The sequence below is a fragment of the Terriglobia bacterium genome (assembly GCA_036496425.1).
GTDB lineage: Bacteria > Acidobacteriota > Terriglobia > 20CM-2-55-15 > 20CM-2-55-15 > 20CM-2-55-15.
The window spans coordinates 1-24,508 of sequence record DASXLG010000253.1 but is presented as its reverse complement, the minus strand read 5'-3'; the positions used below and the strand labels follow the sequence as shown (position 1 = coordinate 24,508).

Genomic DNA, 24,508 nt, shown 5'->3' with positions numbered 1-24,508 from the left:
TCAACGAATGTTTTCCCGAAAAACCAACGTCTTTATATCTTTCACGCTGACTCTCATTCTCTTTGGCATACCCAATCTGCAGGCTCAGGACACCCAGCAAACGATTCCGTCCCGGCTGACTCTTGCCGATGCGGAAAACCTGCTGATGCAGAGAAATCTGACGATCGTGGCACAGCGGTATCAGGTGGACGCCGCGCGCGCGGCACGCCTGATGGCCAGCTACAAACCGAATCCGGTCCTTACGGTCGGCGCCGAGCAGTTTCCGATCTATTCTCCGCTGGGCGATGTCCCGCGGTTTTTCTCAACGGACTCCAATGCCGGGGCCCAGCCCACCTATACCCTCCGCTTCGACAAAATCACTGAACGCGGCGGCAAGCGGGAGTTGCGGACCGAGCAGGCGGACTTTCAGCTGAAGACCTCCGAAGCCCAGATGCTCGACGCGATCCGGAATCAGCTGTTTCAACTGCGGCAGGCATTCAACAATGCCATTCTCGCCCGCCAGAATCTGATTCTCGCGCAAGGCACGGAGCAACAGTACGAGCAGACCGAGAAGCTCACGCAGGTCCGATTGGATAACGGAGATCTTCCGCCCGTGGAGCTTTATCGTGTACGCGCCGGGAAACTGCAGTATCAGACGGCAGTGCTTCAGGCCCAGTCCTCTTACGATCAGGCAACCCGGGACATCCTCAACCTGCTGGGCGCGCGGACCGAGCAGGTTGCGCCTGTACCGATTGCTCAGAACGCCGCCCTCGGCGGAGATCCGCAAACGACCTTTCCGGATGCGCTGCGGAGCGCGCCTTTGCAGGTCGTCGGTTCGTTTGATACCCGTCCCATCGCGCAGCCGATTGCGGAATTACGCCAGCTCGCTCTGGCCCAGCGGCCGGATGTGATTGCCGCCCGAAACACGTTTCAGGGCGCGGGACGCGGACTGCTCCTCGCCCAGGCGCAGCGGAGGCGCGATCTCGATGTCAGTTATGAATATCAGCGCGTCGGCGACGATCATTCACTGGGAATCGTCTTCCAGTTTCCTCTGTTCATGTACAACAACAATCAGGCGGCGATCACTCAGGCGGACGCCCAGCAACACGCGGCGGAAGCGCAACTCAAAGCGGCGGAATTCCAGGCAGTGACGGACGTCGAGAAGGCCTACCGCTCGTATGAATCCGCGCGGCGGATTCTCGACCTTTATAACTCCGAAAATCTGTCGCAGGTCGAAAAGCTCAAGAGCATTTCGACCCTCAGCTTCAACGAGGGGGCGGCGAGCCTGCTGGAGTTGCTGGATGCGCAACGAACCTATAACCAGTCGATGGTTTCATACAACCAGGCGTTGTCCGACTATCAGCTCAGCCTGTGGCAACTGGAACAAGCCACCGGCCAGCAATTACGGTTAGCGGCGACTACGGCTCAACGTTGAGCCATCAGGAGAAATGAAAGTGCCCACCTCATCCCAATCACGCTCAAAGATCTGGCCGATCTTAGGAATCGTCATAGCCGTCGCCATTGCATTCATCGCGTGGCGATGGATGGCGCCCTCGCCAACGGCCGCGGACAAGCCGGCGGAAAAAGCCGTGGCGGAGAAACCCTCGGGCGATGCCATCGCGGTCGATGACCAGCAGCTCAAGCAGATCTCGACCGACATGGTGAAAGAACACATGGTGACCGTAGACCGGAAGGCGACCGGCAAAGTCGGTTTCAACGAAGACCGTTTGACGCCCGTCTTCACGCCGTTCTCGGGGCGCGTTGTCGAATTGCTTGCAAACAAGGGAGACAACGTCCGGGCGGGACAACCCCTCGCCGTCGTTGAATCTCCCGATTTCGTTGGTGCTCAGAATGACGTGTCTGCGGCGCGTTCCGATCTCGTCAAAGCGAAGATCGGACTGGACGCCGCTCAGGTCGCCGAGCAACGCGCCAAGCGGCTGCACGATCAGGAGGCAATTGCCACAAAGGACCTGCAACAGTCGGAAAGCGACCTGGCACGAGCCCAGGATGATGTCCGCCGCTCGCAAGCCGCAGTAGCCGCAGCCGAGAACCGTCTGCGGCTGTTCGGGAAAGAGCCGGATGAAACCACCGCCGTCGATCCGAAAGTCACGCTCCGCGCGCCGATTACCGGAACGATCGTCGACAGGAAAGTGGGACCGGGACAATATGTCAAGCCCGATGCGCCGGATCCTCTTTTTCTGATTACCGATCTGAACGAATTATGGGTTCTGGTCGACGTCTATGAAAGCGACGTCGCCGCCATTCATTTGAATATGCCTGTCCAGGTCATGGTCTCCGCCTATCCCGATAAAGTCTTCCCCGCCCGGATCTCTTTCATCAGTCCGACAGTCGACCCCGCGACACGCACACTGCGCGTCCGGTGCCTGGTTCCAAATCCGAATGGCCTGCTGAAACCGGACATGTTCGCAACCATCAAGATCGGCTCCGCCGCACAGCAGCCGATGGCCACACTGCCCTCAAGCGCCGTCGTCGTCGACGGAAATGATTCGGTGGTGTTCGTCGCGGATACGCCGGGCCATTTTCACCGCCGGAGCGTCCATGTCGGCCAGGAAGTGGCGGGTGGTTTCATTGTCGACTCCGGCGTACATCCAGGCGACGTTGTCGCGACTCGCGGAGCGCTGCTCCTGAACGAATTAAGCAAAGTGAAGGAATAAGACATCGTGGTAGGCAAGCTCATTGATTTCATTCTGCGCGAAAAGCTGCTGATCGTCGCGGCGGCTCTGTTTCTGGTTGTCGGAGGCCTTTATGCATTCAAGGCCCTCAACATCGAGGCGTACCCGGATCCTTCGCCTCCGACCATCGAAGTCATCGCGCAGAACTCGGGCTGGTCGGCCGAAGAGATGGAACGTCAGATCACCGTACCCGTGGAGACGCAGCTGAACGGCATGCCGGGACTCGATCACATCCGCTCGATTTCTCTTTTCGGGCTCACCGATATCAAGTGCTATTTCCAGTACGAAACGGATTACAACTACGACCGGCAGGAAGTCCTCAATCGCCTGCAGATGGTCGATCTTCCCGCGGGCGTTCAGCCGGAATTGTCGCCGACATCGGCGGTCGGTGAAATTTACCGTTACCAGCTGGTCGGAAACGGCGCCAGCCTGATGGACCTGAAAGTTGCGCAGGACTGGATCCTCGAGCGCCAGTTCAAACAGGTGCCGGGCGTCATCGATGTCGTCAGCTTCGGCGGAGACACGAAGGAATACCATATCGATCTGGACCCGAACAAACTGATCGCCTTCAACGTATCGGTTTCCCAGGTGATGAGCGCGATCGCCGCGAGCAACTCGAACGTTGGCGCCAACTATCTCGAAATCGGAGCGCAAAGCTATAACGTTCGCGGCATCGGTCTGTTCAAAGACACCACCGACATGGCCAACGTCGCGGTTGCGGCGAAGAATGGAACGCCGGTCTATTTGAAACAGCTTGGCGAAATCAGCATCGGGGCCAAGGTGCCGGTCGGCAAAGTCGGCAAGGACGAACAGAGCGACATCGTTCAAGGCGTGGTTTTGATGCGGCGAGGCGAGAAATCGCTGCCGACGCTGGAACGCGTTCGGCAGAAGGTGGAGGTGCTGAACAACGGAATTCTGCCGCCGGGCATGAAGATTGTTCCGTATTACGACCGCACCAACCTGATCGACCTCACGACGCACACCGTGACTCACACATTGATCGAGGGAATGCTGCTCGTTGCGCTGATTCTTCTGGCCTTTCTCGGTGACCTTCGTGCTTCGCTGGTCGTCGCGCTATCCATTCCGTTGTCACTTCTATTCACGTTCATTCTGATGGTGCTTCGAGGCGAATCCGCGAATCTGATTTCGATGGGCGCGATCGACTTCGGCATCATCGTCGATGCGTCGGTCGTCATGGTGGAGAACATCTACCGCCATTTATCGGAGCCCAATCCCTATCGTCATAACATCCGCCGCACCACCGTGCTCGCCGCGCAGGAAGTCAGCAAACCCATCTTCTTTTCGTCTGCCATCATTGTCGCGGCGTTCATTCCACTCTTCACCATGACGGGAGTCGAAGGCAAAGTCTTCGGCCCGATGGCCCTCACCTACGGCTTCGCGCTGACGGGAGCGCTGCTTCTGGCTCTGACGTTCTCGCCGGTCATGGCTTCGCTGGTGTTGAAACCTCAGGCCGAGGAACACGAAACTTTCGTTGTCCGGGGAATCCGGCGCGTGTATTCGAAGTGCCTCGGCAGTGCGCTGACCAGACCGTGGGTGACCGTAATTATCGCGGTTCTCGTGCTGGCCGTCACGCTGTCCACGCTGCCGTTCATCGGCGGCGAATTCATGCCGAAGCTCGAGGAAGGAAACCTCTGGGTTCGCGCGAACATGCCGAACACGGTCTCGTTTTCATATGCGCGGCAGCTCGCCGACCAGATGCGGCTCACCTTCAAAAAATATCCCGAAGTAACGGACGTCGTCAGCCAGCTCGGCAGACCGGATGATGGCACCGATCCGACCAGCTATTTCAATTGCGAATTCTTTGTCAACCTGAAGCCCCGTGACCAATGGCGGCCGGGCATCGACAAACCAGAACTTGTCAGGCAGATCGAAGCCGAGCTGCGTCAGATTCCGGGGGTGGACTACAACTTCTCGCAAACCATTCAGGACAATGTCGAAGAGGCGATGTCCGGAGTGAAAGGCGAGAACTCAATCAAATTATTCGGAAATAACCTGGAAGACCTGGAGTCGACCGCCGACCGGATCGCCAAAGTGATGGGCACCGTGCAGGGAGTCGAAGATCTCAGCGTGATCGGCGAGCTCGGCCAGCCAAATCTGCTCATTCAAGTCGACCGGGAACGCGCAGCGCGTTACGGTATCCTGCCGAACGACGTCAACGGCGTTGTGCAGGCGGCGATCGGCGGACAGGCGGTGACACAGGTGCTCGATGGAGAGCGTCGTTTCGATGTCGTCGTTCGTTTTCTGCCCGAATATCGCGAGAGCGTCGATGCGATTTCGAATATTCCGGTTAGTACGCCGGACGGCGGACGCATACCGCTGAAGCAGGTCGCCGATGTGGTCAAGCAAACCGGCGCATCCTTTATTTATAGAGAAGACAACGCTCGATACATTCCCGTCAAATTCAGTGTCCGTGGCCGCGACCTGCAGAGTACGATCGCGGAAGCCGAGAAAAAGTTGAAAGACCAGGTCCAGCTTCCGGCGGGATACCACTACGAATGGGCCGGCGAATTTCAGGAGCTTCAAGCCGCTGTTGCCCGCCTTGAGGTGGTCGTGCCGATCAGCCTCCTCATTATCTTCTTCCTGCTGTATAGCGCGTTCCGGAGCATGAGCGATGCGCTGCTTCTGATCGGAACAGTACCTCTGGCGTTGATTGGAGGCATGCTTTCCCTCCTTGTAACGCACACTAATTTCAGCATCGCTGCGGCCGTCGGCTTCATCTCGCTGTTCGGCGTCTCGGTGCTGGGAGGAGTGATTCTGGTCTCACGGATTCAGCAATTGCGGGAGGATGGCGTACCGCTTCGCGATGCGGTCTCGCGCGGGTCCGAGCTGCAATTGCGGCCGGTCTTGATGGCGGCGCTGTCCGCCGCGATCGGTCTGCTTCCCGCATCAGTCGCAACGGGCATCGGGTCGGAAACGCAAAAACCCCTGGCCCGGGTTGTCGTCGGCGGAATGCTGACCTCCTCCGTCTTGATATTGCTGGTATTACCCGCAATGTACCTGCTTGTTCACCGCTGGGCAGAACGCCGCGCCCCTGCAGTCGCACCCGGCACGGACGAAGCCGAAGAGCCCCAGGAGTCATAGGATCAAGTGGTTTCAGTTACCGTTAGCCGGATCATGATGCTGGAGCCGAGAAGCCGGCCGATCTCGAGCCGGGTATGGTCCGGAGAAACGGTTGAAAAGGAAAACTGGTTCGGGTCGATCGTCAGCTTACGCTTCGATTGCACCACGTCGAGCTCGATGCGCGCCGGCGCTGCCTCGACTTCCGTGACTTTGACTCGCTCATGCTGGGTCAGTCCGTCGAATACCGCGATTGCCAGATTGAGTTCCCGCCCCAGGTGGGTGCGAAAGAACGCGAGTACGGTTTCTACCTCTTCAGGATCGCTAATATGCATAAAACACAGATTTTAACCGATTCTAACTCTATCCGGACAAGAGGGCAAATTTGGTTTAAAATAGGGGTCCGATTTCAACGAAGGAAAGGTGTCTCAATATGTTCGAAGGTTTGCTTCAACCGATGCACTTGCTCGTGATTCTGATTATCGCCATGTTTACCTTTGGCCCGAAGAAGCTCCCGGAACTCGGCAAAGGTCTTGGCGAAGGAATCCGCGGCTTCAAGAAGGCAATGAGCGAAACGCCGGAGCCCGAAAAGCACGACTAGAGGGTAGCGGTACGCCAGTTAAGCGGTTTCGGTTTTTTACTGGTTTGATCATTATGGCAGCGCTCATTACCGCTGCCGTTGTGTACGCGCAGGAAGAAGACGAGTTCGGATTCATCGGCAGCTACGATGATGTTCACCGCGTTCCCCACAACTTCACACAAGAGACGAACCAATTCGTATTCGCCCGTTTGATCTACAACGGGCGAATACCCGGATATTACAAGAACTGGTATACGGACTATCCTCGCGCCGACCGGCATCTGATTGACGTACTGAAGCGATTGACGAACATCAATATCGCGGATGGCGAACGTCTCATTCCGATCAACGATCCCGACCTTTATAAATACCCGCTGGTCTATTCCAGCGAAGTCGAACAGATGGTTCTCACCGACGATGACGCGGCCACCATGCGGCAATATCTGGAGCGCGGCGGCTTCTGGATCGTCGATGATTTCTGGGGAACCTTCGAGTGGTCGGCTTTCGAGCGGCAGATCCGCAAGGTCTTTCCCAACCGCGAAATCAAAGACATTCCCCGCGAGCATCCGATCTTTCACGTCTTCTATGACATCGACCATCTGATTCAAACGCCGAGCATGGCCTATGCGTTTAACGGCGGAGTCACCTGGGAGACGGATGGATTTCAGGCCGAATGCAAAGGAATCTGGGATGACAACGGCCGGCTGATGATGGTCATCAACCACAATACCGATCTCGGAGATGCCTACGAGTGGTCCGACGACCCCAGATATCCCGACCGCTTCTCGGGATACGCCTTCCGTATGGCCGTCAACTTCTTTATGTACGCGCTCACGCACTGACGTGAAGGCTATCGTTTTCTTGTGCCTGTTGTGCCTCTTGTGTTCCTTCCCCGTTTATTCTGAAGGCCTGAGCGACCGTGTTGTTTTCGGCTTTCAGGCCGCCTATGGCGTGGAAGACGCGATTCCCCGGAACATTTCTCACATCAATATGTTTTACGCGCAGCCGCAGATCGGAATCATCGCGTGGAACTCCCCGAATTCGCGGCTGCCGATGAAGCGCTTTGAGGTCATCAGCGAAGGCATCCTGGGGAATTCTGTCCATCCAGGCGGGCACATGTACGGCGACACCTTGTTGTTTCGCTTTACCGGCGGACATTTGCTTGGAACCACGCCGATCGTCGATGTCGGATCCGGACCGTTAAACACGACGATCAACAATCGCGCCTCGGAACTGGGCGGCAACGTCCAGTTCCTCTCGCAAGGCGGCGTCGGCATTGAACGCTCGAGGTACGTGATCGAGTGGCGCTACTTCCATATGTCGAACGCCGGGCTGACGCAACCCAATCACGGTTTCAACGGCAATATGGTCAGTATCGGCATCCGGTTGCCCAGGCACCACGATTGATCCGGGTGTGACATGAATGCCATCGAGCGGCTCCTCCGCGAACGAATTCTCGTTCTCGACGGACCGATGGGCACGATGATCCAGGCACACCGCCCCGGCATAGAAGGCCCTCCCGATCTCCTGAATATCTCGCAACCGGATCTCATCCAAGACATCCACAAGCAATATCTCGATGCCGGCGCCGACATCATCGAGACCAACACTTTCAATTCGAATGCGATCTCGATGTCCGGCCGCGGGACGGCGCCGCCCGTTTACGAATTGAATCTCGCGGCGGCGAAGATCGCACGGATCGCCGCAGACCAGGCGGCAAGCGCCGCCCTGGATAAACCTCGTTTCGTTGCCGGCGCGGTCGGACCGACGAACCGGAATCCGTCAAACCCTGTTCCCTTCGAGGCGCTCACCGCTGCCTATTACGAGCAGACACGCGGACTGATGGATGGCGGCGTGGATCTCCTGATGGCGGAAACCGTTGTCGATACCACCAACGCTAAAGCGGCGCTCTTTGCTTTCGACCAATACTTTCGCGAAGCCGGCCGCCGCGTGCCGGTCATGGTCTCGCTGACGATCACGCAGGAGGGATGCACTCTGGCCGGTGAGACTCTCGAAGCATTCTGGAAAGCTATCTCCGGTGCAACGTTACTCTCCGTCGGCATCAATTGTGGTTTCGGCGCACGGCACATGAAGCCGTACATCGAAAAGGTCTCGGGGATCGCGAATGTTTATATCAGCTGTCACCCCAATGCGGGTTTGCCGAATTCATCCGGCGGCTACGACGAAAAACCGCAGCAGAGCGCTGCGATTCTGCGGGACTTTGCCGCCCACGGCTGGCTGAACATCGCAGGCGGCTGCTGCGGCATGACGCCGCAGCACATTGCCGCTATTGCGCAGTCGATGCACGGCCTGAAACCACGCGTTCCATTTCGAAATGGCTTGTGAGCGACCCCCTGGCGCCGCGAAGCGGCCGTCAGGGGGTCGCTCACAAACCATGTTGCGCTTCGAGGTATTCGAAAAACGCCTTCATGTGAGATGGCGGCCTCACTCAAATGCTACAATCAAAGTTTATGAGTGTCGCCGAAGTCGAAACCAAGCGAGAGCACGAGAGCTTTTTCACCACCACCTATCACTCCCTCATCAACTGGGCGCGCAAGAGTTCCCTCTGGCCTTATCCCTTCGGGACGGCGTGTTGCGCAATCGAATTCATGGCGACCGTGTCGTCGCATTATGACATCGCCCGGTTTGGATCGGAAGTCGTACGGTTTTCGCCAAAGCAGTCGGATGTTTTGATGGTCCTGGGCACCATTAACGACAAAATGGGCCCGATTCTGAAACAGATCTACGATCAGATGGCGGAGCCCCGATGGGTCATTTCCATGGGCGCTTGCGCGACTTGCGGCGGCTTCTATCGCGCATACCATGTGATGCAGGGTATCGACGAGATCATTCCGGTCGACGTCTATATTCCAGGCTGCCCTCCGACACCGGAAGCCGTGCTGGATGCTGTTATCAAACTGCAACAGCAAGTCGAAAACGATACCAGGCTCTCCTACGAGCGCCACCCGCGCCAGACCAAGCTGAAAACACCCGAACTCGACGCCACGGTTCACGGCCTCGAGGGCCCGCCGCGCGGCCTGGTCCGGTTCCTCGAAGAAAACCAGGAAGTTCAGGGGCCGATCGCAGATGCCTTCCGGCGGAAGTTTCCGAACGATGTGCTCCACATGCGCGAATTCCGCGGCGATCTTTCCATAACGGTCAAACGTGAGAGTTCCAAATCGGTTTTGCGCGCGCTGAAAAGCGATCCGGAATTCGATTTCAAAATGCTCCTCGACGTCACGGCCGTCGATTATCTCAACGAGCGCGCATCGAGATATGACGTTGTCTATCACATGCTGTCGCTCTCGAATAAGCACCGGCTGCGGCTGAAGGTGCCGGTTCCGGGCGACGATCCGACAATCGATACGGCAACCGATATCTGGAAAGGCGCCGACTGGTCCGAGCGTGAAGCGTACGACATGTACGGGATCCGGTTTAACGGTCATCCCGACCTGCGGCGCGTGCTGACGCACTCCCAATTTGTCGGGCATCCGCTCCGGAAGGACTTCCCTCCCGGCCTGCGCACGCCGTGCACGACAACCGACGACCTGCCCGTCGTCGAGCGCGCGAAGAAATATGCCGAATCGATGGGATTGGCGCACCCTCAGATCCTGAACGTCGGCCCGCAGCATCCGGCGATGCACGGCACCTTCCGCCTGCAGGTTGCGGTGGACGGTGAAAGGATCATCGACGCCGACACCGAGATCGGCTATCTCCATCGCTGCTTCGAAAAGATGTCCGAAACCCACGTGTACTGGCAGGTGATTCCTTACACGGATCGCCTGAATTACATGTCGGCCATGATGAACGGCGTCGCCTACGCGATGTCGGTTGAAAAAATGTTCGGCGTCGAAATTCCGAAGCGCGCGCAATATATCCGCGTCATCCTCTCGGAGTTCAGCCGGATTGCCGATCATCTTGTCTGCATCGGCACGAATCTCGTGGATATGGGCGCGATCAGCAACTTCTGGTATGGATTCCGGCCGCGTGAAGAGATCTACGATCTGCTCGAATCCTGTTGCGGCGGACGCCTGACGGTCAGCTACGTCCGCATCGGCGGGTTGGCCGATGACATTCCTGCAGACTTCGTCACGCGTTCCCGGACGCTGCTCGACACGATTCCGAAATATCTCGATGATATCGAGAAGATGAATCGCCAGAACAAGATTTTCAAGATGCGCACCGAGGGCATCACTCCGATTTCAGCGGAAGACGCCATCGACTGGGGCTTCACCGGTCCGACGCTGCGGGCCTGCGGCGTGCCTTACGATGTCCGGAAGTGGTTCCCCAATTACGACTACGACAAGTTCGAGTTCGACATACCGGTCGGCGAGAAGGGCGATGTCTACGACCGCTACCTCGTCCGGGTGGAAGAGATCCGGCAAAGCCTCCGCATCATCAAACAGGCGCTCGAGAATCTTCCCGAAGGCCCGGTCCAGATCGACGACCGCAGGATCAGCCTGCCGCCGAAGAAAGGCGTCTACTCGAATATCGAAGATCTGATGAATCACTTCGAACTGATTCAGGACGGCATCCTGCCCCCGGTCGGCGAAGTCTATTCCTACTGGGAAGCGGCAAACGGAGAACTCGGGTTTTATCTCATCAGCGACGGCACGAAACGCCCGTACCGCCTGCGCTGCCGCGGCACCTGCTTCTACATTTTCCAGGCCTTCAGCCACATGGTTAAGGGCGGATACCTGTCCGACGCCGTCGCGGCACTCGGCTCACTGAACATCGTAGCCGGCGAGCTGGAAAAATGAATTTCTTTCACGAGCGTTCGCTCTCCGCGGCCGCTTCAGAGCTGATTCATTTCGATGCCGACTCCATCCGGCGGCTGGGAAGCCCGGATGTCTGGCTGGTGGACCCCGATGCATACGAGAAGAATGGGCGGGTTCTCCGCGACAGTGAGAGTCCCCGTATGCTGGCATATTCCAGCACAGATCACGTTCTTTACGCGACCGACGGCTGTAATACCTGCGCTCGCGAGGTCGATTTGAATAAGGTGCCCGACCTTGAAGGCTTCGCTGAAGCAAACGAATTCCGGCTGGATCTCCTTGAGGAACTAAGACAATTAGCCACAAAAGGCACAAAATGATTTTTTGTGCCTTTTTTGGCTGATTTCCCCTTACCTTCTGGTCTTGACGCCCACGCGCTTACAGTACACCGCGATCTTACACGTCGAACAAAATGGACTGAGCGGCTTGCACAGGTTCTGGCCGTATGCGACCAGCAGATCGTTGAATATGATCCAATACCGCCGCGGCAGCTTCTTCCGCAGCGCCATTTCCGTATCGTCCGGCGTTTTCGTTCGCACATATCCCAGCCGGTTTGAAATCCGGTGGACGTGCGTGTCCACGGCGATGCCGGCCTTGCGAAATCCAAGCGTCACGACGATATTCGCGGTCTTGCGCCCGACGCCCGGCAATTCCAGCAACTCATCCAACCCTCCGGGCACCCTTCCTCCAAACCGCGTCATCAGCTGATCGCAGATCTTGTGTATGGTCTTGGCTTTGACCCGATAAAACGAGACCGGATAAATCGCCTCCTGGATAACATCGACCGGAGTCGCGAGCGTCTTTTCCGGCGTATCTGCAATCGCAAACAACCTTGCACTGGCGGCGTTCGTCGCCTTGTCCTGCGTACGCAGGCTGAGAATACAGGAAATCAGCGTTGTAAACGGCGTCTCGACATAGTGACCGATGGCAGGAAGCGGCCATTGCCGGATCTCTTTCCGCAGGATGCGGACGACATGATGGATATCTTCAGAACGCATCAAGGACGTCACCACACGCGCGGAATTCCATAGGCATCGAAGCCGTCATCTTTGCCGATGATTTTGGCTTCCAACGTTAAGGCTTGCGCGATCAGCAATCGATCAAACGGATCACGATGATGGAACGGAAGCAGGCGCAGCTTATCGAGGTGAACGGGTTCGATCGGGACAAGCGTTGCGGCGAGTTCAGAGTCTGCAAGTTGGGCAATCTCGATGATACTGATCTTGAGCTCGATCCGCCCGAGGCTCTGCAAAATGCTAATTTCCCAGAGCGATGCCATGCTGAAGAGCACTTCGCAATCGGGTTGTTGAATCGCGGCGAGCGCTGCCTTCGACAGCTTGCGCGGTTCAAACGCCGACCATAAGAACGTATGCGTATCCAGAAGGTATTTCACTGATAATCAGCGAAATCTTCGATCGGCTTATCCCATCCTGCGAGCAGACGGCCCTTGCCTTTAAGGAATCCGAGCTTTCGCGCGCGCCGTGCGGGACGGAATGGGACGATCATGGCGACCGGTTCACCGCGATTCATCAGGATCACTTTTTCACCCCGGCTCGCCTTTTCGACCAGCTCCGATAATCGCGTCTTCGCCTCGTAAATGTTGTAGCCTGATTTATTGCCCATAACATCAGACTAGACCAACTAGACCATGTTGTCCATGCGCTTATGCGGATTTCATGAAAAATACTTCAGATCCCTTAGAAGGGAATCCATCATGCGTCCGTGGCCTTCAAATGGACAGAACCCGGACGCCGGGGAAAAAGGCGCCTAGTTTTTGCAGATCCGCTACATCGCCGGTATAAACCACATCGCCGCGAAGCGCCGCAACGGCCATGACGAATGCATCGATCGTGCCGCCGTCCGTCACGGCAGCCAAGGCCTCACCGGCCAGAATTGCGATCGGGCCACTGAGCGGTTCAACACGAACCGAATCGACGATAGCCTGCCGGAGATCGGTCCGCCCACGCCACCATTCACCCAGCACCGGTGCGGGAATCGTAATTGGAGCATGCCGCTCGCGAGCTCTCCGGTAAACGTCCCATGCGCGCTGCTTGCGCCGTTCAAGCGAGATCAGCATTCCGGTATCGAACGTGAGCCCCTGGCTGGTCATGCCGCTTTTCGGCGGCGTTTCTTCTTTGCAACAAGCCTTCGTGCGAGACGCCAGCCTTCTTCCAACTCGGCGTCTATGTTATCTCTGGCCTCATTGGTCAGCTCAGGGCCGCCGTACCAAGCCCAAGCCTTTTCAAACGCCGACTGTCGAACGGCATTCTCCGCCATTTCCGCAATCAGCGCCGACACATTACCTTGATGCTTTTGTGCCGCAAGTTTTTTGAGCATACGCTTTGTAGCAGGATCAAGCGAGACTCCCACGGTTTCCGTTGCTCCGGCACGGCGCTGTCTCTTGGCTTTCATGCCTAGCACTGTAGCATAAAGCCGGCGGTCGAGAAGCATCGCCCGCCTATGATCACGGCTTGCCCGTCTCTCGCTGGCTGCCGCGGCATTTGCCGGATTGACGGGAATCGCAGGTGAGTGGCAACATCGTCCGTCCGCTCGGCAGGGCAGTTACTTTCCGCAATTCGCTGGTAAAGCCATGTTATTGACCCTCTATGCTCTGGCAGGCGCATCGTATTCCTGACGAAATTCACGATAAAATCCCACATATGAAGCTTATCGCCGGCTCTCTTCCCCTCTTATGCAGCCTTATGGTTTTTGGGGCCATGGCCCAGCAGCCGCCTGCGAAGCGCGCCTTTGAGCTTGCGACTGTGAAGCCCGTGGATCCGAACGACTCCGTGTTTGTAACCATGTCTGCGGATCCCTCGATGGTCAGTTACCGAAACCTCACATTGCGCGATGCGATTCGTGGGGCATATAAAGTGAGCGATTTCCAGATTGTTGGACCGGAATGGATGTCCAGCGTGCGCTTTGCGGTCGACGCCAAGCTCCCTGCCGGCGCGACAACCGATCAGATTCCAGAGATGTTTCAGACGCTGCTCGAGGAAAGATTCAAGCTCACATGGCGACGCGAACCAAAGGAAATGCAAATTTACGCGCTCCTGGTTGGCAAAGACGGACCCAAGTTGAAGCCGGCGCAGAAGATAGCGCCCAACCAGACGATGGCCATGGGAACGGATGGAAAACCCAGGGCGGGCGTAGCGTTTGGTGGATCGTTGTCTGCCATGACCATTACGGCGCCATCTGCGAGCCTCCTGACACTAACAGGTGTCGCCAGCCGTTTCACCAGCCGGCCCGTTGTCGATGCTACCGGCATCGATGGTGATTACGATTTCATCCTCACTTTCGCGGCGGAAACGGACGCAGGATTGCCCCGAGGATTTGAAGGTAATCGTGGTCCATCCGAACCGGCGCCATCCTTCTCCGAAGCCGTAAGGAAATACGGCCTGCGCGTCGAAGCCCGGAAGGACACCATCGACATGTTTGTCATTACGCACCTGGAAAAGACGCCTACGGAGAATTGAATCGAGCACGGCTGAAACAGGAAACCGAACCCGAGCGCCGAAGCGCGTCACGGCACGACTTTTACAGGCGCTTGCCAGAACGCTGCCTTCTTTGTGGCGGGATCGATGACCGTGATCTGGCAGACATATTCGCCTCCCTGGAGTGACTCCAATGAAACGGACAGCTTCAGGGGAAGCGCTTTGGACTTCGGGTCCATCCCCTCCGTCACCGTGAAGGGCAAGTCGAGAATGCGTTCGGCGCCGCGAAAGAACGTCACGAACACACCGACCGGTTGAGTCGCATCGGCGTCGCGTTCATAGGCCTGGAGATAGACGTACATATCCCGGACGACTCTTTCGGCTCCCAATGGAACTTGAGCTTGAATCGATCGGCCAGCATGGATTGAAGCATCTGCCGGAGCTTTTCCTTCGTGGCGCTGGTAACATCTTCGGCTTTGGCCTCGATGCTGAATCTTTGGATCATACCGGATACCCGAACACCCTGAGCCCATTGCGGACCGCCTGAGATGTCGTAGCGTGGAACGTCATATGCGGCCGATACGAGACTCGGAAAATCCGGCTGACCGATGCACCTTCCGACAGGCACGGTCATCGGCCCTTCCCGAACTTGATCCTTATACCCGACCTCCGTAAACGCGGAAGCCGTCCAAAACAAACTATTGCGCGGCTCGAAGGTGCCGTCGGTCCCCCGGCAGGCGAACCGCGGGACTCGGGGATATGACGGAGCGCGGATCGATACAACTTCAAATTCAAGCCGTTCCTGGGCTGCGCTGGAAGAAGCGGCGGCCGGAATCGCGATCGATTGTTGTAACAGGGCCAGATGGGCGATTGCATTCCGGCTCCAGGAAAGCTCTTCACTTGCTGGAATCGACGGCATGAGGGGATTGGTTGAAAGCTGCTCGCCTGGACGCAATTTGTCCGATTTCGTTCCCTGCGATACCTGAACTTCACCTTGAATCACAGCGATTCGCGACCCGATCTCCTCCGCATTCACAAGAAATACGGTGCCGACGACGGACACCGTCACATCCTTCGTTCGAACATAGAGGTGGCCGTTCCCCTGTTTCGCCGCCGTCACAATGATGCTGCCGTTATTCAACTGGAGAAGCATGCCGTCGCTTGCCGTCTTTCGGCTCCTTCGGTGCGGTCGGGAGCGAACAAAATCGATAGCGACCTGCGCAACCGGACGACGGAGAGAAAGCTTAACGCCTTGCGCTTTCGCGGACGGATGGTCACCGGGATGTTCGAAGAGACACTCATTCTTGTCGTTGTAGCAATGACGTCAACTTGCGAGGGCCACAGGCTTTGCACGCGGCCTTGAATAAGAAGTGGAATTTGTCGACCTGCGACGCGATTCACATCTTCCTTCCAATTTTTGATTTAATTTGAGTATGGCTATTCCAAACAAATCTTTCCGGCTTGCCGTGTTGTTGGCCGTTTCCCTGTTCGGCCTCGTTGCTTACCTGTGGACTCGAGTCGAATCGCAGCAGCGGCAAACCGCAAGCCTGCGCGACCAACTGGAGCGCATGACAAACCGCATCGACCTGCTCACCGAAGTCGTAGAGGCGGCCTCCGCCCGAGCGGTTCGCGCCGAGGAGAATGCAAGGACAGCAGCCGAGGTACGGGACAAGGCGCAGGCCGAGCGCGCAGAAGCGGAGAAGAAGTCAGCCGAGGCGCAAGCCGAGGCGCAGACATCGGCTGAACAGGCGCGCTCGGCTCTCGCGGAAGCGGAAAAGATCCGCCAGCAGCGGGAGCAGGATCTGGGTCGCCTGCAAAAAGCGCTAGGCGCGCTCGTCGAGACTCGAAGGACGGCGCTTGGTCTTGTGATGAATCTTGGAGAGAATGCCGTTCAATTCGACTTCGACCGCGCCACGCTGCGTGCCGACAATCGCGAACTCCTGAGTCGCATTGCTGGAGTCCTTCTTACCGCCAAGGGATACTCCATCTACGTCTATGGCCACACCGACGACATTGGTTCCGACGAGTACAACCTCGATCTGTCTCAGCGCCGCGCTCGCACCGTGCGCGATTATCTGGTCGAAGCCGGTCTGAATTCCTCGATCATCACGACACGTGGCTATGGCAAATCCAGCCCACGCGTGCCCGGTACGACGCCGGAAGCCCGTGCCAAGAATCGCCGTGTGGAAATCGGAATCGTGGACGTCTCGCTCGATTTTAGCAGCGAAGCCCGGTAATAAGGTAGTCGTGGGTTTTTGTTTTCCAGTCAAGGATGGCGTATTTGCCTAACGTCCTAAAAGTCCTGATTTCGGGTGCCGGTATTGCGGGGCCAACGCTTGCCTACTGGCTGTCACACTATGGCATGCAGGCCACTATCGTGGAAGCAGCACCTCATTTGCGAACGGGTGGTTACATCATCGACTTCTTCGGTGCAGGTTTTGAGATCGCAGAGCGCATGGGTCTGCTCCCAGAAATCACCGGCAGGGGATATCGGGTAAAGGAGGTGCGGGTTGCAAACAGGAAGGGACAACGCGTTGCTGGATTTTCCGCCGAAACCTTCGCGCGGGCAGCTCAAGGTCGCTTTACCAGCCTTCCCCGTGGCGATCTGGCTGCTTCAATCTTCGGGAAAATCGAAGGCAAGGTTGAAACCATCTTTGGCGACAGTGTCACCAGGATCGACCAATCGCCAACATCTGTCCACGTTAGCTTCGAAAAGGGGCCTGCCCGGGATTTCGATCTTGTGTTCGGTGCGGACGGGCTTCACTCGAAAGTGCGCGAACTCGTGTTCGGTGCGGAACGTCAGTATGAGAAATACCTGGGTTACAGGGTAGCAGCCTTCGAAGCCGCAGGGTACAGACCGAGAGATGAACTCGGCTACGTGATGTATACCGAGGTGGGACAGCAGGTATCACGATTCGCGATGCGCGGCGACCGCACAATGTTCCTATTCATTTTTGAAGATGAATCAATCGATCGGGCGGCAAATGATAGCGTTCGCGACCAAAAAGCTCTGCTCAGGAAGCGCTTTGGGCGCAGCGGGTGGGAGTGTCCGCAGATACTGAATGCGCTCGACAATAGCAACGATCTCTACTTCGACCGCGTAAGCCAGATTCGGATGCACCCGGAACGGGGCCTATGGACACGCGGGCGCGTTACCCTGGTCGGTGATGCGGCGTCATGTGTCTCTTTGCTTGCAGGACAAGGATCGGCTCTGGCCATGGTGGCCGCATATATTGTCGCCGGCGAGCTTCACCGATGCCAAGGTGACTACTCACGCGCGTTTGAGCGATACCAAGAATTATTCGCTCCCTTTGTTCTCAAGAAACAGGAAGCTGCGCTTCGTTTTGCCGGCTACTTTGCGCCGAGGTCGAAAATTTCGCTGTTCATGCGCAATCGGATGATGAGTCTGATGAAGATTCCATGGATTGCTGATCTCGTGGTCGGCCGCGATATTGCCGACAAGATAGCCTTGCCTGAGTACTGAGCCGATTTTTTGCGTGAGCTGCCTGCTGCTACGACATGTGGCTCCGGGGCTGCAGTTGCCGCCGGAATCGAAATATCTTCCGTCACGGCAGGACGGCAAGGGGCTGTTTCCGTTCAGCCCATCGCTGAGGTATTGAATCCTGAAACATTCAATAGTGCGGCTATCCTTTGCTGCCTCGTATTCGCTCTGGGTGTAATACCGCTCCACGAACGCCGCCTGCGCTTGGAACGTGGTGAACTGGCATGGCGATTAACTCACTATCGCTGGTGTCTGCGCCATGCACGGCATTCCGGCTCCAAAGAATGCGATCAGTAGAGATAACAGGATGCACTTCTGCTGCATACGATGCCTCACAGATTACAACGGCTCTTGATTGAGTGGGAAGCATTGCTAATGCAAAGCTGATTGCCGTGTTCCCGTTCGGCGCGTTTGTCTATCGGAAGGTGTCCGCACTAACATCTACGTCTCTTCTGCGTTAGTCTTTCTTAGGGATCTAACTGATTTTCCTGCGTATTTACAGAATAAGCTTGTAACACGACCGATGGTCACTCGAGCAGGCGGTCTTCCCATAGCTGTTCGAAAAATGTTCTTATGGGAAGCACTGTAATTCCCTCCTCGGTTATGCGCTCCAGCGGTTCGGTCGATACGACAATCTTCTTCTTCAGCTTTATTTCTTCCGAGAGAGCCCGCAATCCTTTCATATCGGCTGAGGACACCCGCTTTGAAGCCTTCACTTCGATGCCGACATGATCTCCAACGAGAAAATCGACCTCATAGCCCGAGTGAGTGCGCCAGAATGTCAGTTCCCTGTCGAGGCGCCGGTAGTCCAAATACGCACGAAGCTCGAGAAAAACCTGGTGCTCAATGGCGGCTCCGAACAGTTCCGAGCCGGGTAATATCTCGCCTCTTCTCATCAGGACATTCGCGACACCGACATCGAAGAAATAAAATTTCGACGTCGATACCGGCTTGCGCTTAAGGTTCCGGCGATACGGCGGAAGCTGAAATCCGATGAGCGTGTCTTCCAGCATCTGATAGTGTTCACGAACTGTGCGAACCGGTATGCCCGTGTCGCTCGACACAGACGTGTAGTTCAGGATGTGAGTATTGGTGAGCGCCGCGACCTCGAGAAAGCGCGAGAAGCTTTCAATCGAGCGCACCAGCCCCTCCGCGCGGATCTCTTCCTTAAGATAGACGCCGACATACGCCTTCAAATCTTCTCTCGCATCCGCCGAATCCAACACGGCCGGCAGACTGCCGACGTTCAGTCTTTTGTTAAGGAGGCCGTACGACACTTCTTCAGAAACCAGCGGATGCAGGCGCAAAAACCATGCCCTGCCGGCGAGGAGGTTGGCGTGGCCGCTCTTCAGCTTTCTGGCGCTGCTCCCCGTGAAGATAAATCGAAGCGCTTTATTTCGATCGATCATCGCTTGCGCTTCATCGAGAAGAACCGGCAGTTTTTGCACCTCATCGATAATGATCAGATTTTCATGGGGCTTGATCGATTGCCGTAGCGTTTCGGGGTACGCGCTTAATTCACGAAAGGTATTCGCCTCGAGAAGATCGACATAGCGGGCGTCGGGGAACAGGTGACGAAGCAGCGTGCTCTTTCCAGTTTGCCGCGGTCCCATCAGAAACAGTGACCGCCGCCGCACCAGGTCCCGGATTGGAAGTGTCCGCTTGTACATTCTGCAACATCATTGCCATATTTCAGGAAATTCGGCAATACCAATGCCGAATATCACAATCGGTAAGTGCGCCTGTCACCAGCCCGGTGCGGGACTGCAAAACCGCCCCGGGCTGGTGCCGACGGATTCGGCTTGGCTATCCGCAGACGAACGTGACCGGATCGCTCCAGTCGGTGAACTTGTTCCGGGCCAATGCACGCGCCTGGAACATATACGTCATCCCCGCCGTCAGGCCGGTAATGGTCACCGCCTGCTTGACACGTGTAAGCGGGAGAGTCGTCCACACGGCCGGAACTGTGCCGGTCACCGCCTGGCCCCAGCGGAATTGATAGCCGGAAGCGCCACGCATCCGTTGTATCCACGCGACGATTTCTCCGCTATGGGTTCCGCGCTTGAGCTTGCGGATCCTCTCCGACAACGGCGGCGGCGTCGCCCGCGTAATCTCAGCGGCCTGGAAGCCACTGGTCTGAAACACGGCGAACTCACCGCCGGACGCCATTTCCACATAGCGCGCCACGAGCCGCAGCATGTGAATGACAGTCACCCGTTGCTGGTTTCTCCGGGCGATCACCTGCTTGCTGCCGTCGAGCGCCTGCGCAATCAATGCCGCAAACGTCTCCAGCGCCGCCTGCAGGACGGCAAGATCGACCGGCGGATTCGGAAAATGCGAATTACCGGTCAAATTGGTCTGAAGGTTGACGCCGCGGTGGAGCACATCCCCATCCGATACGCCGTCAAAGCCAAGCAATGCCTTGATCTCTTTCCTTTTCATCGTTATCACCTCCTCTCTGTGTTCGATTTGAGGCGGTTTTTCGCGCCTCATACTTATGGAACCGTTTTAAAAATCGGAACTGAGACGCGAAAATGAGGTCTCCGGGGAGCAAATCGCCGTGAGCGGGAGAAAACGAACGAGTTAGGGCAGAAAAATATTTACAGGAAATCAGACCAGGATGTTTCGTTTCGAAACATTTTTTTGCTGGGAATCCCAAGACCGAACTTGTAGTTGCGATGCCAGACTCGGGATTTCCCAGTTCACACTTGTAGTCTCCATGCCAGGCTTGGGATTTCCCAATTCGAACTTGTAGTCCCCATGCCGGCCATGGGATTTCTCAGTTCAAACTTGTAATCCCCATGCCGGCCATGAGAATTCCCATTTCGAACTTGTGTTCACGATGCCCGGCATGAGAACTCTCAATTCAAACTTGTGATCCCCATGCCAGGCATGGGGATCTCAAGTTCGAACTTGTAAGCGCGATGGCTGGCATAGGAATTACAAGTTGGGTTTTCTCATTGCGGCTAATCGGCGGTGGGTCTCACCTCGACTGTCTGTTGCTGGGCAGCTCCCACCAGTAGCCCCTTGTTTACATAAAACCCATTACACGCGATTCACCGGACACGAAACGCCCCTCGGCACTGGCCACAGCCCGTTTGAATTGCCTATCCTTCTACCGCCTGATCTTCGATAACCAGACCGACGATGCCCACCCCGTCCACCTGCACCGGAACAGCTTCGAACTGACGAACGTTAACGGAAGGCCAACCTCCGGCGTGATGAAGGATGTGGTTCTCGTCAAGGGCTTCCGGAAAATCGCGGTAGATTTTGTTCCTGCAATGGAAGGGCTTACGCTGTTCCACTGTCACCAGCAGCTCCATATGGATTACGGTTTCAAGCTGCTCTTCAACGTGACGTAGGATCGGAATCCCGAACATCTGGCGATGAGCATCATTCCGACTCTCGACTCGCAGGTAGAGATTCGGATCGGCCTCGATAAGAGAGAGCTGGCTGCGGCCCGGGAGGTCCGGCGATGAAGGGGCTCCTTATACTCGCAACGCTTTTGCCCGTCACGGTCAAATCAACCTGCGGCTCGAGGCGCAGCGCGTCCCCGTCGAAATTCTGGTTATCGACCAGGTAGAGCGAACTCCCATAGAGAACTGACGCCTACGGCAGTCGTTACTGATTCAGTAGTGAAATCGATACTTAACCTGCACGACGATTTCGCGGGGATTGAGGTAATGGGTTCCACCGAAGGTAAAGCTGTTGTCCAGCAGCGCACGTCGATTCGCGACATTCATTCCCTGGAGGCTGAGGACCATGCTTTCACCGATGGTTCGGCTGAAGGAAAGATCGAATGTCGTGTGTGGTTGAAGATGATCGCCGGGAATCGTTGGATCGCCGTTGGTGAAGCCCGAGCCGTAATACACGTCCGTCGAGGCGCTCAGGCTCCACGGAAGGCTGGATTGACCGCCGGCATGCAAAGTGTTTCGTTGATCGTGGTCGAGCAGGCCAAACCCGTCTCCGAACGAGAAGTCGGTCAGTCCGCCGTTGACGTCGCCAAAACCCAGCGCCAGTTGGTTCGAGTAGGTCAAATATACCTGACCGCGATTGCGGATGTGAGGTGATCTCAGTGTTAGTTCCCATCCCATGATGCGCGCGCCCTGGATCGTTATGGGAAAGAAGACATCAGAATTATTCAGATTGTTGTGATCGAAGAAGTTCTTTGCGCGGGTTAGAAAATTGTCCGCGTCGATGGTCCAGCCTCGCCACGGGATCGTGACGCCGAATTGATGCTCTTCGTCCCTCTCCCCCTGCAGCGGAACGAATCCCAGGTTCTGGTTGGTAACGAATTGCAGAAGAGGACCGGATGCAGTCAGGAGCGGCGGCGCCTGGTAAAAGTGTCCATAGAAGGCGCGGAAGACCCAGTTAAGCTTCGGAACTCGAATCGATATACCTGCGCTCGGGCTGGACGCATTCTCAACCACAGCGCCGGAAAAGTGGGTCTGACGGAGGCCGCCGTTCAGAGTCAGCCATGAGGCCGGTTTGATTTGATCTTCGATGTAAGCCGCGAAAAGGCTCCCGATGGGCTTTTCGACATCCGGAGGGCTGAGGTTGGGCGCGCTCTGATCGTTATAGATTAATCCGAATAACTGGCTGTCCTGTTGCGCGAAGCTATAAACGCCCGAGCGAAGGTTATTGCGTTGCCGGACCCAGGAGAGTGAGGCCTGGCCGCCTTCATAGTTTGACGAACGTCTCTCGGTTGCGGAACTCGGCAGGTCGCGGGGGCTGCTTTCGTAATTTGAGCTGTTGAAGTGATAGAACGGTGAAACGGTCGCGACAAGTCCAGGACTGACGGTGTGCAGCCACGAGAACGTCGCGAAAGAATCGGTTTCCCGATTCACATCTTTAAGAAACTGGCCCGCTGTATTTGGATCGTTCGGGTCGAACGGCACCTGATAAAAGTCCCGTCGAATCTGTCCCACCAGCCGCAGCTGGTCCTGGGCACCCGCGTTATACATCAGCGAGGCGAACCCACCGTTTCCGTTTGCGGCGTCGTGTATAACCGCAGAGGTCGGAGTTTGAAGGCCGAGGTTCGTCCGGTTCCCATTGGCGCTCGCGTAATAAGCAAACCGGTTGGTGTGGCTGCCCAGATTGAACTGATTGTCGGTCTGATAGAAATTACCCGCGCTGATCAGAAGTTCCGCCTCATTGCTCCGCTCAAATCCCGTACGAGGGACCACGTTGAACACACCGTACGTACGATCACCATAATCTGCGGCGTAGCTGCCGCGCTGCGCTTCCATCGTGTTGATGTCCTTGGGATCGATCTGAGGCCCGAGGTTGCTGGCGATGTTCGTGTTGGGAATCGGCACTCCATCGATCAGCCAGGTCACCTGGTGGCCGCCGCGAATGTGCAACTGATCGTGCGTGACGTATGAACCGGGGACATAGTCCGTAATCAGCGCGACGCTGTTGGTCCGCGTCGCGCCTGGAGTCGACGCGATCTGCGCCTTGTCAATCAGCGTCGTCGGTGTCACGGATTCCACCTGGCCGGGAGACTCCTCGGTTACAACATCGACCGTTTCTGTCCTGGAGGCGACCCGCAGCTCGAAATGAAGCACAGGCGATGATCCGGAAAGAACCGTCACCGCCTCTTGCGCCGCCGCGAACCCTGGACTGGCCACCGTGATGGTGTAGACTCCGACAGGAACCGCGTCGAAAATGAACTGGCCGTCGGCGTCACTGGTTGCTGCCCTGGTGTAGCCGGAGTCCGTCGCTTTTAATGTCAGATTCGTACCCGGGATCGGCCGGTGCTGTGGATCGTGCACAATTCCCCGGACGGTGCCAAACACCGTCGCAAGTGTCATCGTCGCGCAAGTCAGACAAATTACGGCCAGTAATCCAAGAGCCGGAACCGAGTTTTCTCTCACGGAATCGAATGCTAGGCGGACGGGCGTTCGTTGACAATGCGGCGAATTGTCGCATGTTTACGCTCATCTATACCCGTATGGCCGGTACTAACACTCCCCATTCTCTTTTCGAAACCGGCTGCCTCCGAACGGCCGGATGACGTCACTAAAGATGGACGCTTTATCATTCCCAGGCAAATGGAGCCTAACCTGCGGCAAAACCATACACTAAAGGCTCGGCGGTCACCCAAACCGGCCAACGATAGATAACGAGCGGGACATTTGATCTCGACGAGCCATGTAGGCCGGTCAAACCGGAGACTTTTTCTTCTTTGCCTTACCGCGGCCGGTAAGCCAGAGACTTTTTTCTTCTCTGCCTTACCGCGGCCGGTAAGCCAGAGACTTTTTTCTTCTCTGCCTTACCGCGAGCCGTAAGCCAGAGACTTTTTTCTTCTCTGCCTTACCGCGAGCGGTAAGCCAAAGACTTTTTTCTTCTCTGCCTTACCGCGGCCGGTAAGCCAGAGACTTTTTTCTACTCTGCCTTACCGCGGCCGGTAAGCCAGAGACTTTTTTCTTCTCTGCCTTACCGCGAGCCGTAAGCCAGAGACTTTT

The 24,508-nt window shown here is 56.6% G+C and carries 24 protein-coding genes; 13 read left to right on the top strand and 11 right to left on the bottom strand.

The genetic code is table 11. From position 1 onward, the window contains the following. Window positions 1-7: 7 nt before the first annotated feature. The 3 genes from VGK48_18415 to VGK48_18405 are packed head-to-tail and all read left to right on the top strand — an operon-like array spanning window position 8 to window position 5,774. Window positions 8-1,414, top strand: coding sequence for a TolC family protein (locus tag VGK48_18415; protein HEY2383154.1), 1,407 nt, complete (start codon window positions 8-10; stop codon window positions 1,412-1,414). A gap of 13 nt (window positions 1,415-1,427) precedes the next feature. Beyond that, on the top strand, window positions 1,428-2,654 hold the full coding sequence (locus tag VGK48_18410; protein HEY2383153.1) for an efflux RND transporter periplasmic adaptor subunit: 1,227 nt from the start codon (window positions 1,428-1,430) through the stop codon (window positions 2,652-2,654). Between the two features lie 6 nt (window positions 2,655-2,660). Then, the gene (locus VGK48_18405) at window positions 2,661-5,774 is read left to right on the top strand and encodes a CusA/CzcA family heavy metal efflux RND transporter (protein HEY2383152.1); all 3,114 of its coding nucleotides are present in this window, start codon (window positions 2,661-2,663) and stop codon (window positions 5,772-5,774) included. A gap of 2 nt (window positions 5,775-5,776) precedes the next feature. Here VGK48_18405 and VGK48_18400 read toward each other — a convergent pair whose 3' ends face one another. Continuing rightward, window positions 5,777-6,085 carry a hypothetical protein gene (locus VGK48_18400; GenBank protein ID HEY2383151.1) on the bottom strand — a complete coding sequence of 103 codons (309 nt, stop codon included), beginning with the start codon at window positions 6,083-6,085 and terminating at the stop codon, window positions 5,777-5,779. Window positions 6,086-6,183: 98 nt separating this feature from the next. Between VGK48_18400 and tatA the strand changes: the two genes are divergently transcribed. The 6 genes from tatA (at window position 6,184) to VGK48_18370 (ending at window position 11,425) form a co-directional block, all read left to right on the top strand. Continuing rightward, window positions 6,184-6,351 carry a twin-arginine translocase TatA/TatE family subunit gene (tatA, locus tag VGK48_18395; GenBank protein ID HEY2383150.1) on the top strand — a complete coding sequence of 56 codons (168 nt, stop codon included), beginning with the start codon at window positions 6,184-6,186 and terminating at the stop codon, window positions 6,349-6,351. Window positions 6,352-6,404: 53 nt separating this feature from the next. After that, window positions 6,405-7,172, top strand: a complete 768-nt coding sequence (locus tag VGK48_18390; GenBank protein ID HEY2383149.1) for a DUF4159 domain-containing protein — start codon at window positions 6,405-6,407, stop codon at window positions 7,170-7,172. 37 nt (window positions 7,173-7,209) lie between these two features. Continuing rightward, on the top strand, window positions 7,210-7,737 hold the full coding sequence (locus tag VGK48_18385) for an acyloxyacyl hydrolase (GenBank protein HEY2383148.1): 528 nt from the start codon (window positions 7,210-7,212) through the stop codon (window positions 7,735-7,737). Window positions 7,738-7,749: 12 nt separating this feature from the next. Continuing rightward, window positions 7,750-8,676 (top strand): homocysteine S-methyltransferase family protein, encoded by a 927-nt coding sequence (locus VGK48_18380; GenBank protein HEY2383147.1) that lies wholly within the window; start codon window positions 7,750-7,752, stop codon window positions 8,674-8,676. Between the two features lie 125 nt (window positions 8,677-8,801). Further along, the gene (gene nuoD / locus VGK48_18375; protein HEY2383146.1) at window positions 8,802-11,090 is read left to right on the top strand and encodes an NADH dehydrogenase (quinone) subunit D; all 2,289 of its coding nucleotides are present in this window, start codon (window positions 8,802-8,804) and stop codon (window positions 11,088-11,090) included. Next, a complete protein-coding gene (locus VGK48_18370) occupies window positions 11,087-11,425 on the top strand; it encodes a hypothetical protein (protein HEY2383145.1) in 339 nt (112 codons plus the stop codon). The genes nuoD and VGK48_18370 overlap by 4 nt, the downstream gene beginning before the upstream one ends. Window positions 11,426-11,455: 30 nt before the next feature. Here the strand turns inward: VGK48_18370 and nth are convergent, their stop codons facing one another. From nth to VGK48_18345, 5 genes are all read right to left on the bottom strand, one after another. Continuing rightward, on the bottom strand, window positions 11,456-12,103 hold the full coding sequence (gene nth / locus VGK48_18365) for an endonuclease III (protein ID HEY2383144.1): 648 nt from the start codon (window positions 12,101-12,103) through the stop codon (window positions 11,456-11,458). Window positions 12,104-12,111: 8 nt separating this feature from the next. Next, entirely contained in the window at window positions 12,112-12,498 is a 387-nt protein-coding gene (locus VGK48_18360) for a type II toxin-antitoxin system VapC family toxin (GenBank protein HEY2383143.1), read from the bottom strand. After that, entirely contained in the window at window positions 12,495-12,728 is a 234-nt protein-coding gene (locus VGK48_18355; protein ID HEY2383142.1) for a type II toxin-antitoxin system prevent-host-death family antitoxin, read from the bottom strand. Before VGK48_18355 ends, VGK48_18360 begins: the two co-directional genes overlap by 4 nt. 106 nt (window positions 12,729-12,834) lie before the next feature. Further along, window positions 12,835-13,215 carry a PIN domain-containing protein gene (locus VGK48_18350; GenBank protein ID HEY2383141.1) on the bottom strand — a complete coding sequence of 127 codons (381 nt, stop codon included), beginning with the start codon at window positions 13,213-13,215 and terminating at the stop codon, window positions 12,835-12,837. Further along, on the bottom strand, window positions 13,212-13,517 hold the full coding sequence (locus VGK48_18345; GenBank protein ID HEY2383140.1) for a hypothetical protein: 306 nt from the start codon (window positions 13,515-13,517) through the stop codon (window positions 13,212-13,214). Before VGK48_18345 ends, VGK48_18350 begins: the two co-directional genes overlap by 4 nt. Window positions 13,518-13,822: 305 nt before the next feature. Here VGK48_18345 and VGK48_18340 point away from each other — a divergent pair, with 305 nt between their 5' ends. Beyond that, entirely contained in the window at window positions 13,823-14,581 is a 759-nt protein-coding gene (locus tag VGK48_18340) for a TIGR03435 family protein (protein HEY2383139.1), read from the top strand. A 47-nt stretch (window positions 14,582-14,628) separates the two neighbouring features. Here VGK48_18340 and VGK48_18335 read toward each other — a convergent pair whose 3' ends face one another. After that, window positions 14,629-14,901 carry a hypothetical protein gene (locus VGK48_18335; protein ID HEY2383138.1) on the bottom strand — a complete coding sequence of 91 codons (273 nt, stop codon included), beginning with the start codon at window positions 14,899-14,901 and terminating at the stop codon, window positions 14,629-14,631. Further along, on the bottom strand, window positions 14,835-15,692 hold the full coding sequence (locus tag VGK48_18330) for a TIGR03435 family protein (protein HEY2383137.1): 858 nt from the start codon (window positions 15,690-15,692) through the stop codon (window positions 14,835-14,837). Before VGK48_18330 ends, VGK48_18335 begins: the two co-directional genes overlap by 67 nt. 280 nt (window positions 15,693-15,972) lie before the next feature. Between VGK48_18330 and VGK48_18325 the strand changes: the two genes are divergently transcribed. Both VGK48_18325 and VGK48_18320 read left to right on the top strand, forming a co-directional pair. Beyond that, complete coding sequence (locus VGK48_18325) at window positions 15,973-16,776, top strand: OmpA family protein (protein HEY2383136.1); 804 nt, start codon at window positions 15,973-15,975, stop codon at window positions 16,774-16,776. 44 nt (window positions 16,777-16,820) lie between these two features. Beyond that, a complete protein-coding gene (locus VGK48_18320) occupies window positions 16,821-18,023 on the top strand; it encodes an FAD-binding domain (protein HEY2383135.1) in 1,203 nt (400 codons plus the stop codon). 545 nt (window positions 18,024-18,568) lie between these two features. Here the strand turns inward: VGK48_18320 and VGK48_18315 are convergent. Continuing rightward, the gene (locus tag VGK48_18315) at window positions 18,569-19,711 is read right to left on the bottom strand and encodes an ATP-binding protein (protein ID HEY2383134.1); all 1,143 of its coding nucleotides are present in this window, start codon (window positions 19,709-19,711) and stop codon (window positions 18,569-18,571) included. A 136-nt stretch (window positions 19,712-19,847) separates the two neighbouring features. Continuing rightward, a complete protein-coding gene (locus VGK48_18310; GenBank protein HEY2383133.1) occupies window positions 19,848-20,483 on the bottom strand; it encodes a fibronectin type III domain-containing protein in 636 nt (211 codons plus the stop codon). Window positions 20,484-21,139: 656 nt separating this feature from the next. On the opposite strand from VGK48_18310, the gene VGK48_18305 reads away from it, so the two are divergent. Then, complete coding sequence (locus VGK48_18305) at window positions 21,140-21,403, top strand: multicopper oxidase domain-containing protein (protein HEY2383132.1); 264 nt, start codon at window positions 21,140-21,142, stop codon at window positions 21,401-21,403. A 267-nt stretch (window positions 21,404-21,670) separates the two neighbouring features. Here the strand turns inward: VGK48_18305 and VGK48_18300 are convergent, their stop codons facing one another. Further along, window positions 21,671-23,854 carry a TonB-dependent receptor gene (locus tag VGK48_18300; GenBank protein ID HEY2383131.1) on the bottom strand — a complete coding sequence of 728 codons (2,184 nt, stop codon included), beginning with the start codon at window positions 23,852-23,854 and terminating at the stop codon, window positions 21,671-21,673. Window positions 23,855-24,508 lie beyond the last annotated feature (654 nt).

Bases quoted from the DNA above. Each gene is read 5' to 3' on its own strand.
- VGK48_18415 (HEY2383154.1), top strand. From the start codon at position 8: ATGTTTTCCCGAAAAACCAACGTCTTTATATCTTTCACGCTGACTCTC.
- VGK48_18410 (HEY2383153.1), top strand. From the start codon at position 1,428: ATGAAAGTGCCCACCTCATCCCAATCACGCTCAAAGATCTGGCCGATC.
- VGK48_18400 (HEY2383151.1), bottom strand. From the start codon at position 6,085: ATGCATATTAGCGATCCTGAAGAGGTAGAAACCGTACTCGCGTTCTTT.
- tatA (HEY2383150.1), top strand. From the start codon at position 6,184: ATGTTCGAAGGTTTGCTTCAACCGATGCACTTGCTCGTGATTCTGATT.
- VGK48_18390 (HEY2383149.1), top strand. From the start codon at position 6,405: ATGGCAGCGCTCATTACCGCTGCCGTTGTGTACGCGCAGGAAGAAGAC.
- VGK48_18380 (HEY2383147.1), top strand. From the start codon at position 7,750: ATGAATGCCATCGAGCGGCTCCTCCGCGAACGAATTCTCGTTCTCGAC.
- nuoD (HEY2383146.1), top strand. From the start codon at position 8,802: ATGAGTGTCGCCGAAGTCGAAACCAAGCGAGAGCACGAGAGCTTTTTC.
- VGK48_18370 (HEY2383145.1), top strand. From the start codon at position 11,087: ATGAATTTCTTTCACGAGCGTTCGCTCTCCGCGGCCGCTTCAGAGCTG.
- nth (HEY2383144.1), bottom strand. From the start codon at position 12,103: ATGCGTTCTGAAGATATCCATCATGTCGTCCGCATCCTGCGGAAAGAG.
- VGK48_18355 (HEY2383142.1), bottom strand. From the start codon at position 12,728: ATGGGCAATAAATCAGGCTACAACATTTACGAGGCGAAGACGCGATTA.
- VGK48_18350 (HEY2383141.1), bottom strand. From the start codon at position 13,215: ATGACCAGCCAGGGGCTCACGTTCGATACCGGAATGCTGATCTCGCTT.
- VGK48_18345 (HEY2383140.1), bottom strand. From the start codon at position 13,517: ATGAAAGCCAAGAGACAGCGCCGTGCCGGAGCAACGGAAACCGTGGGA.
- VGK48_18340 (HEY2383139.1), top strand. From the start codon at position 13,823: ATGGCCCAGCAGCCGCCTGCGAAGCGCGCCTTTGAGCTTGCGACTGTG.
- VGK48_18335 (HEY2383138.1), bottom strand. From the start codon at position 14,901: ATGTACGTCTATCTCCAGGCCTATGAACGCGACGCCGATGCGACTCAA.
- VGK48_18330 (HEY2383137.1), bottom strand. From the start codon at position 15,692: ATGCTTCTCCAGTTGAATAACGGCAGCATCATTGTGACGGCGGCGAAA.
- VGK48_18325 (HEY2383136.1), top strand. From the start codon at position 15,973: ATGGCTATTCCAAACAAATCTTTCCGGCTTGCCGTGTTGTTGGCCGTT.
- VGK48_18315 (HEY2383134.1), bottom strand. From the start codon at position 19,711: ATGTACAAGCGGACACTTCCAATCCGGGACCTGGTGCGGCGGCGGTCA.
- VGK48_18310 (HEY2383133.1), bottom strand. From the start codon at position 20,483: ATGAAAAGGAAAGAGATCAAGGCATTGCTTGGCTTTGACGGCGTATCG.
- VGK48_18300 (HEY2383131.1), bottom strand. From the start codon at position 23,854: ATGACACTTGCGACGGTGTTTGGCACCGTCCGGGGAATTGTGCACGAT.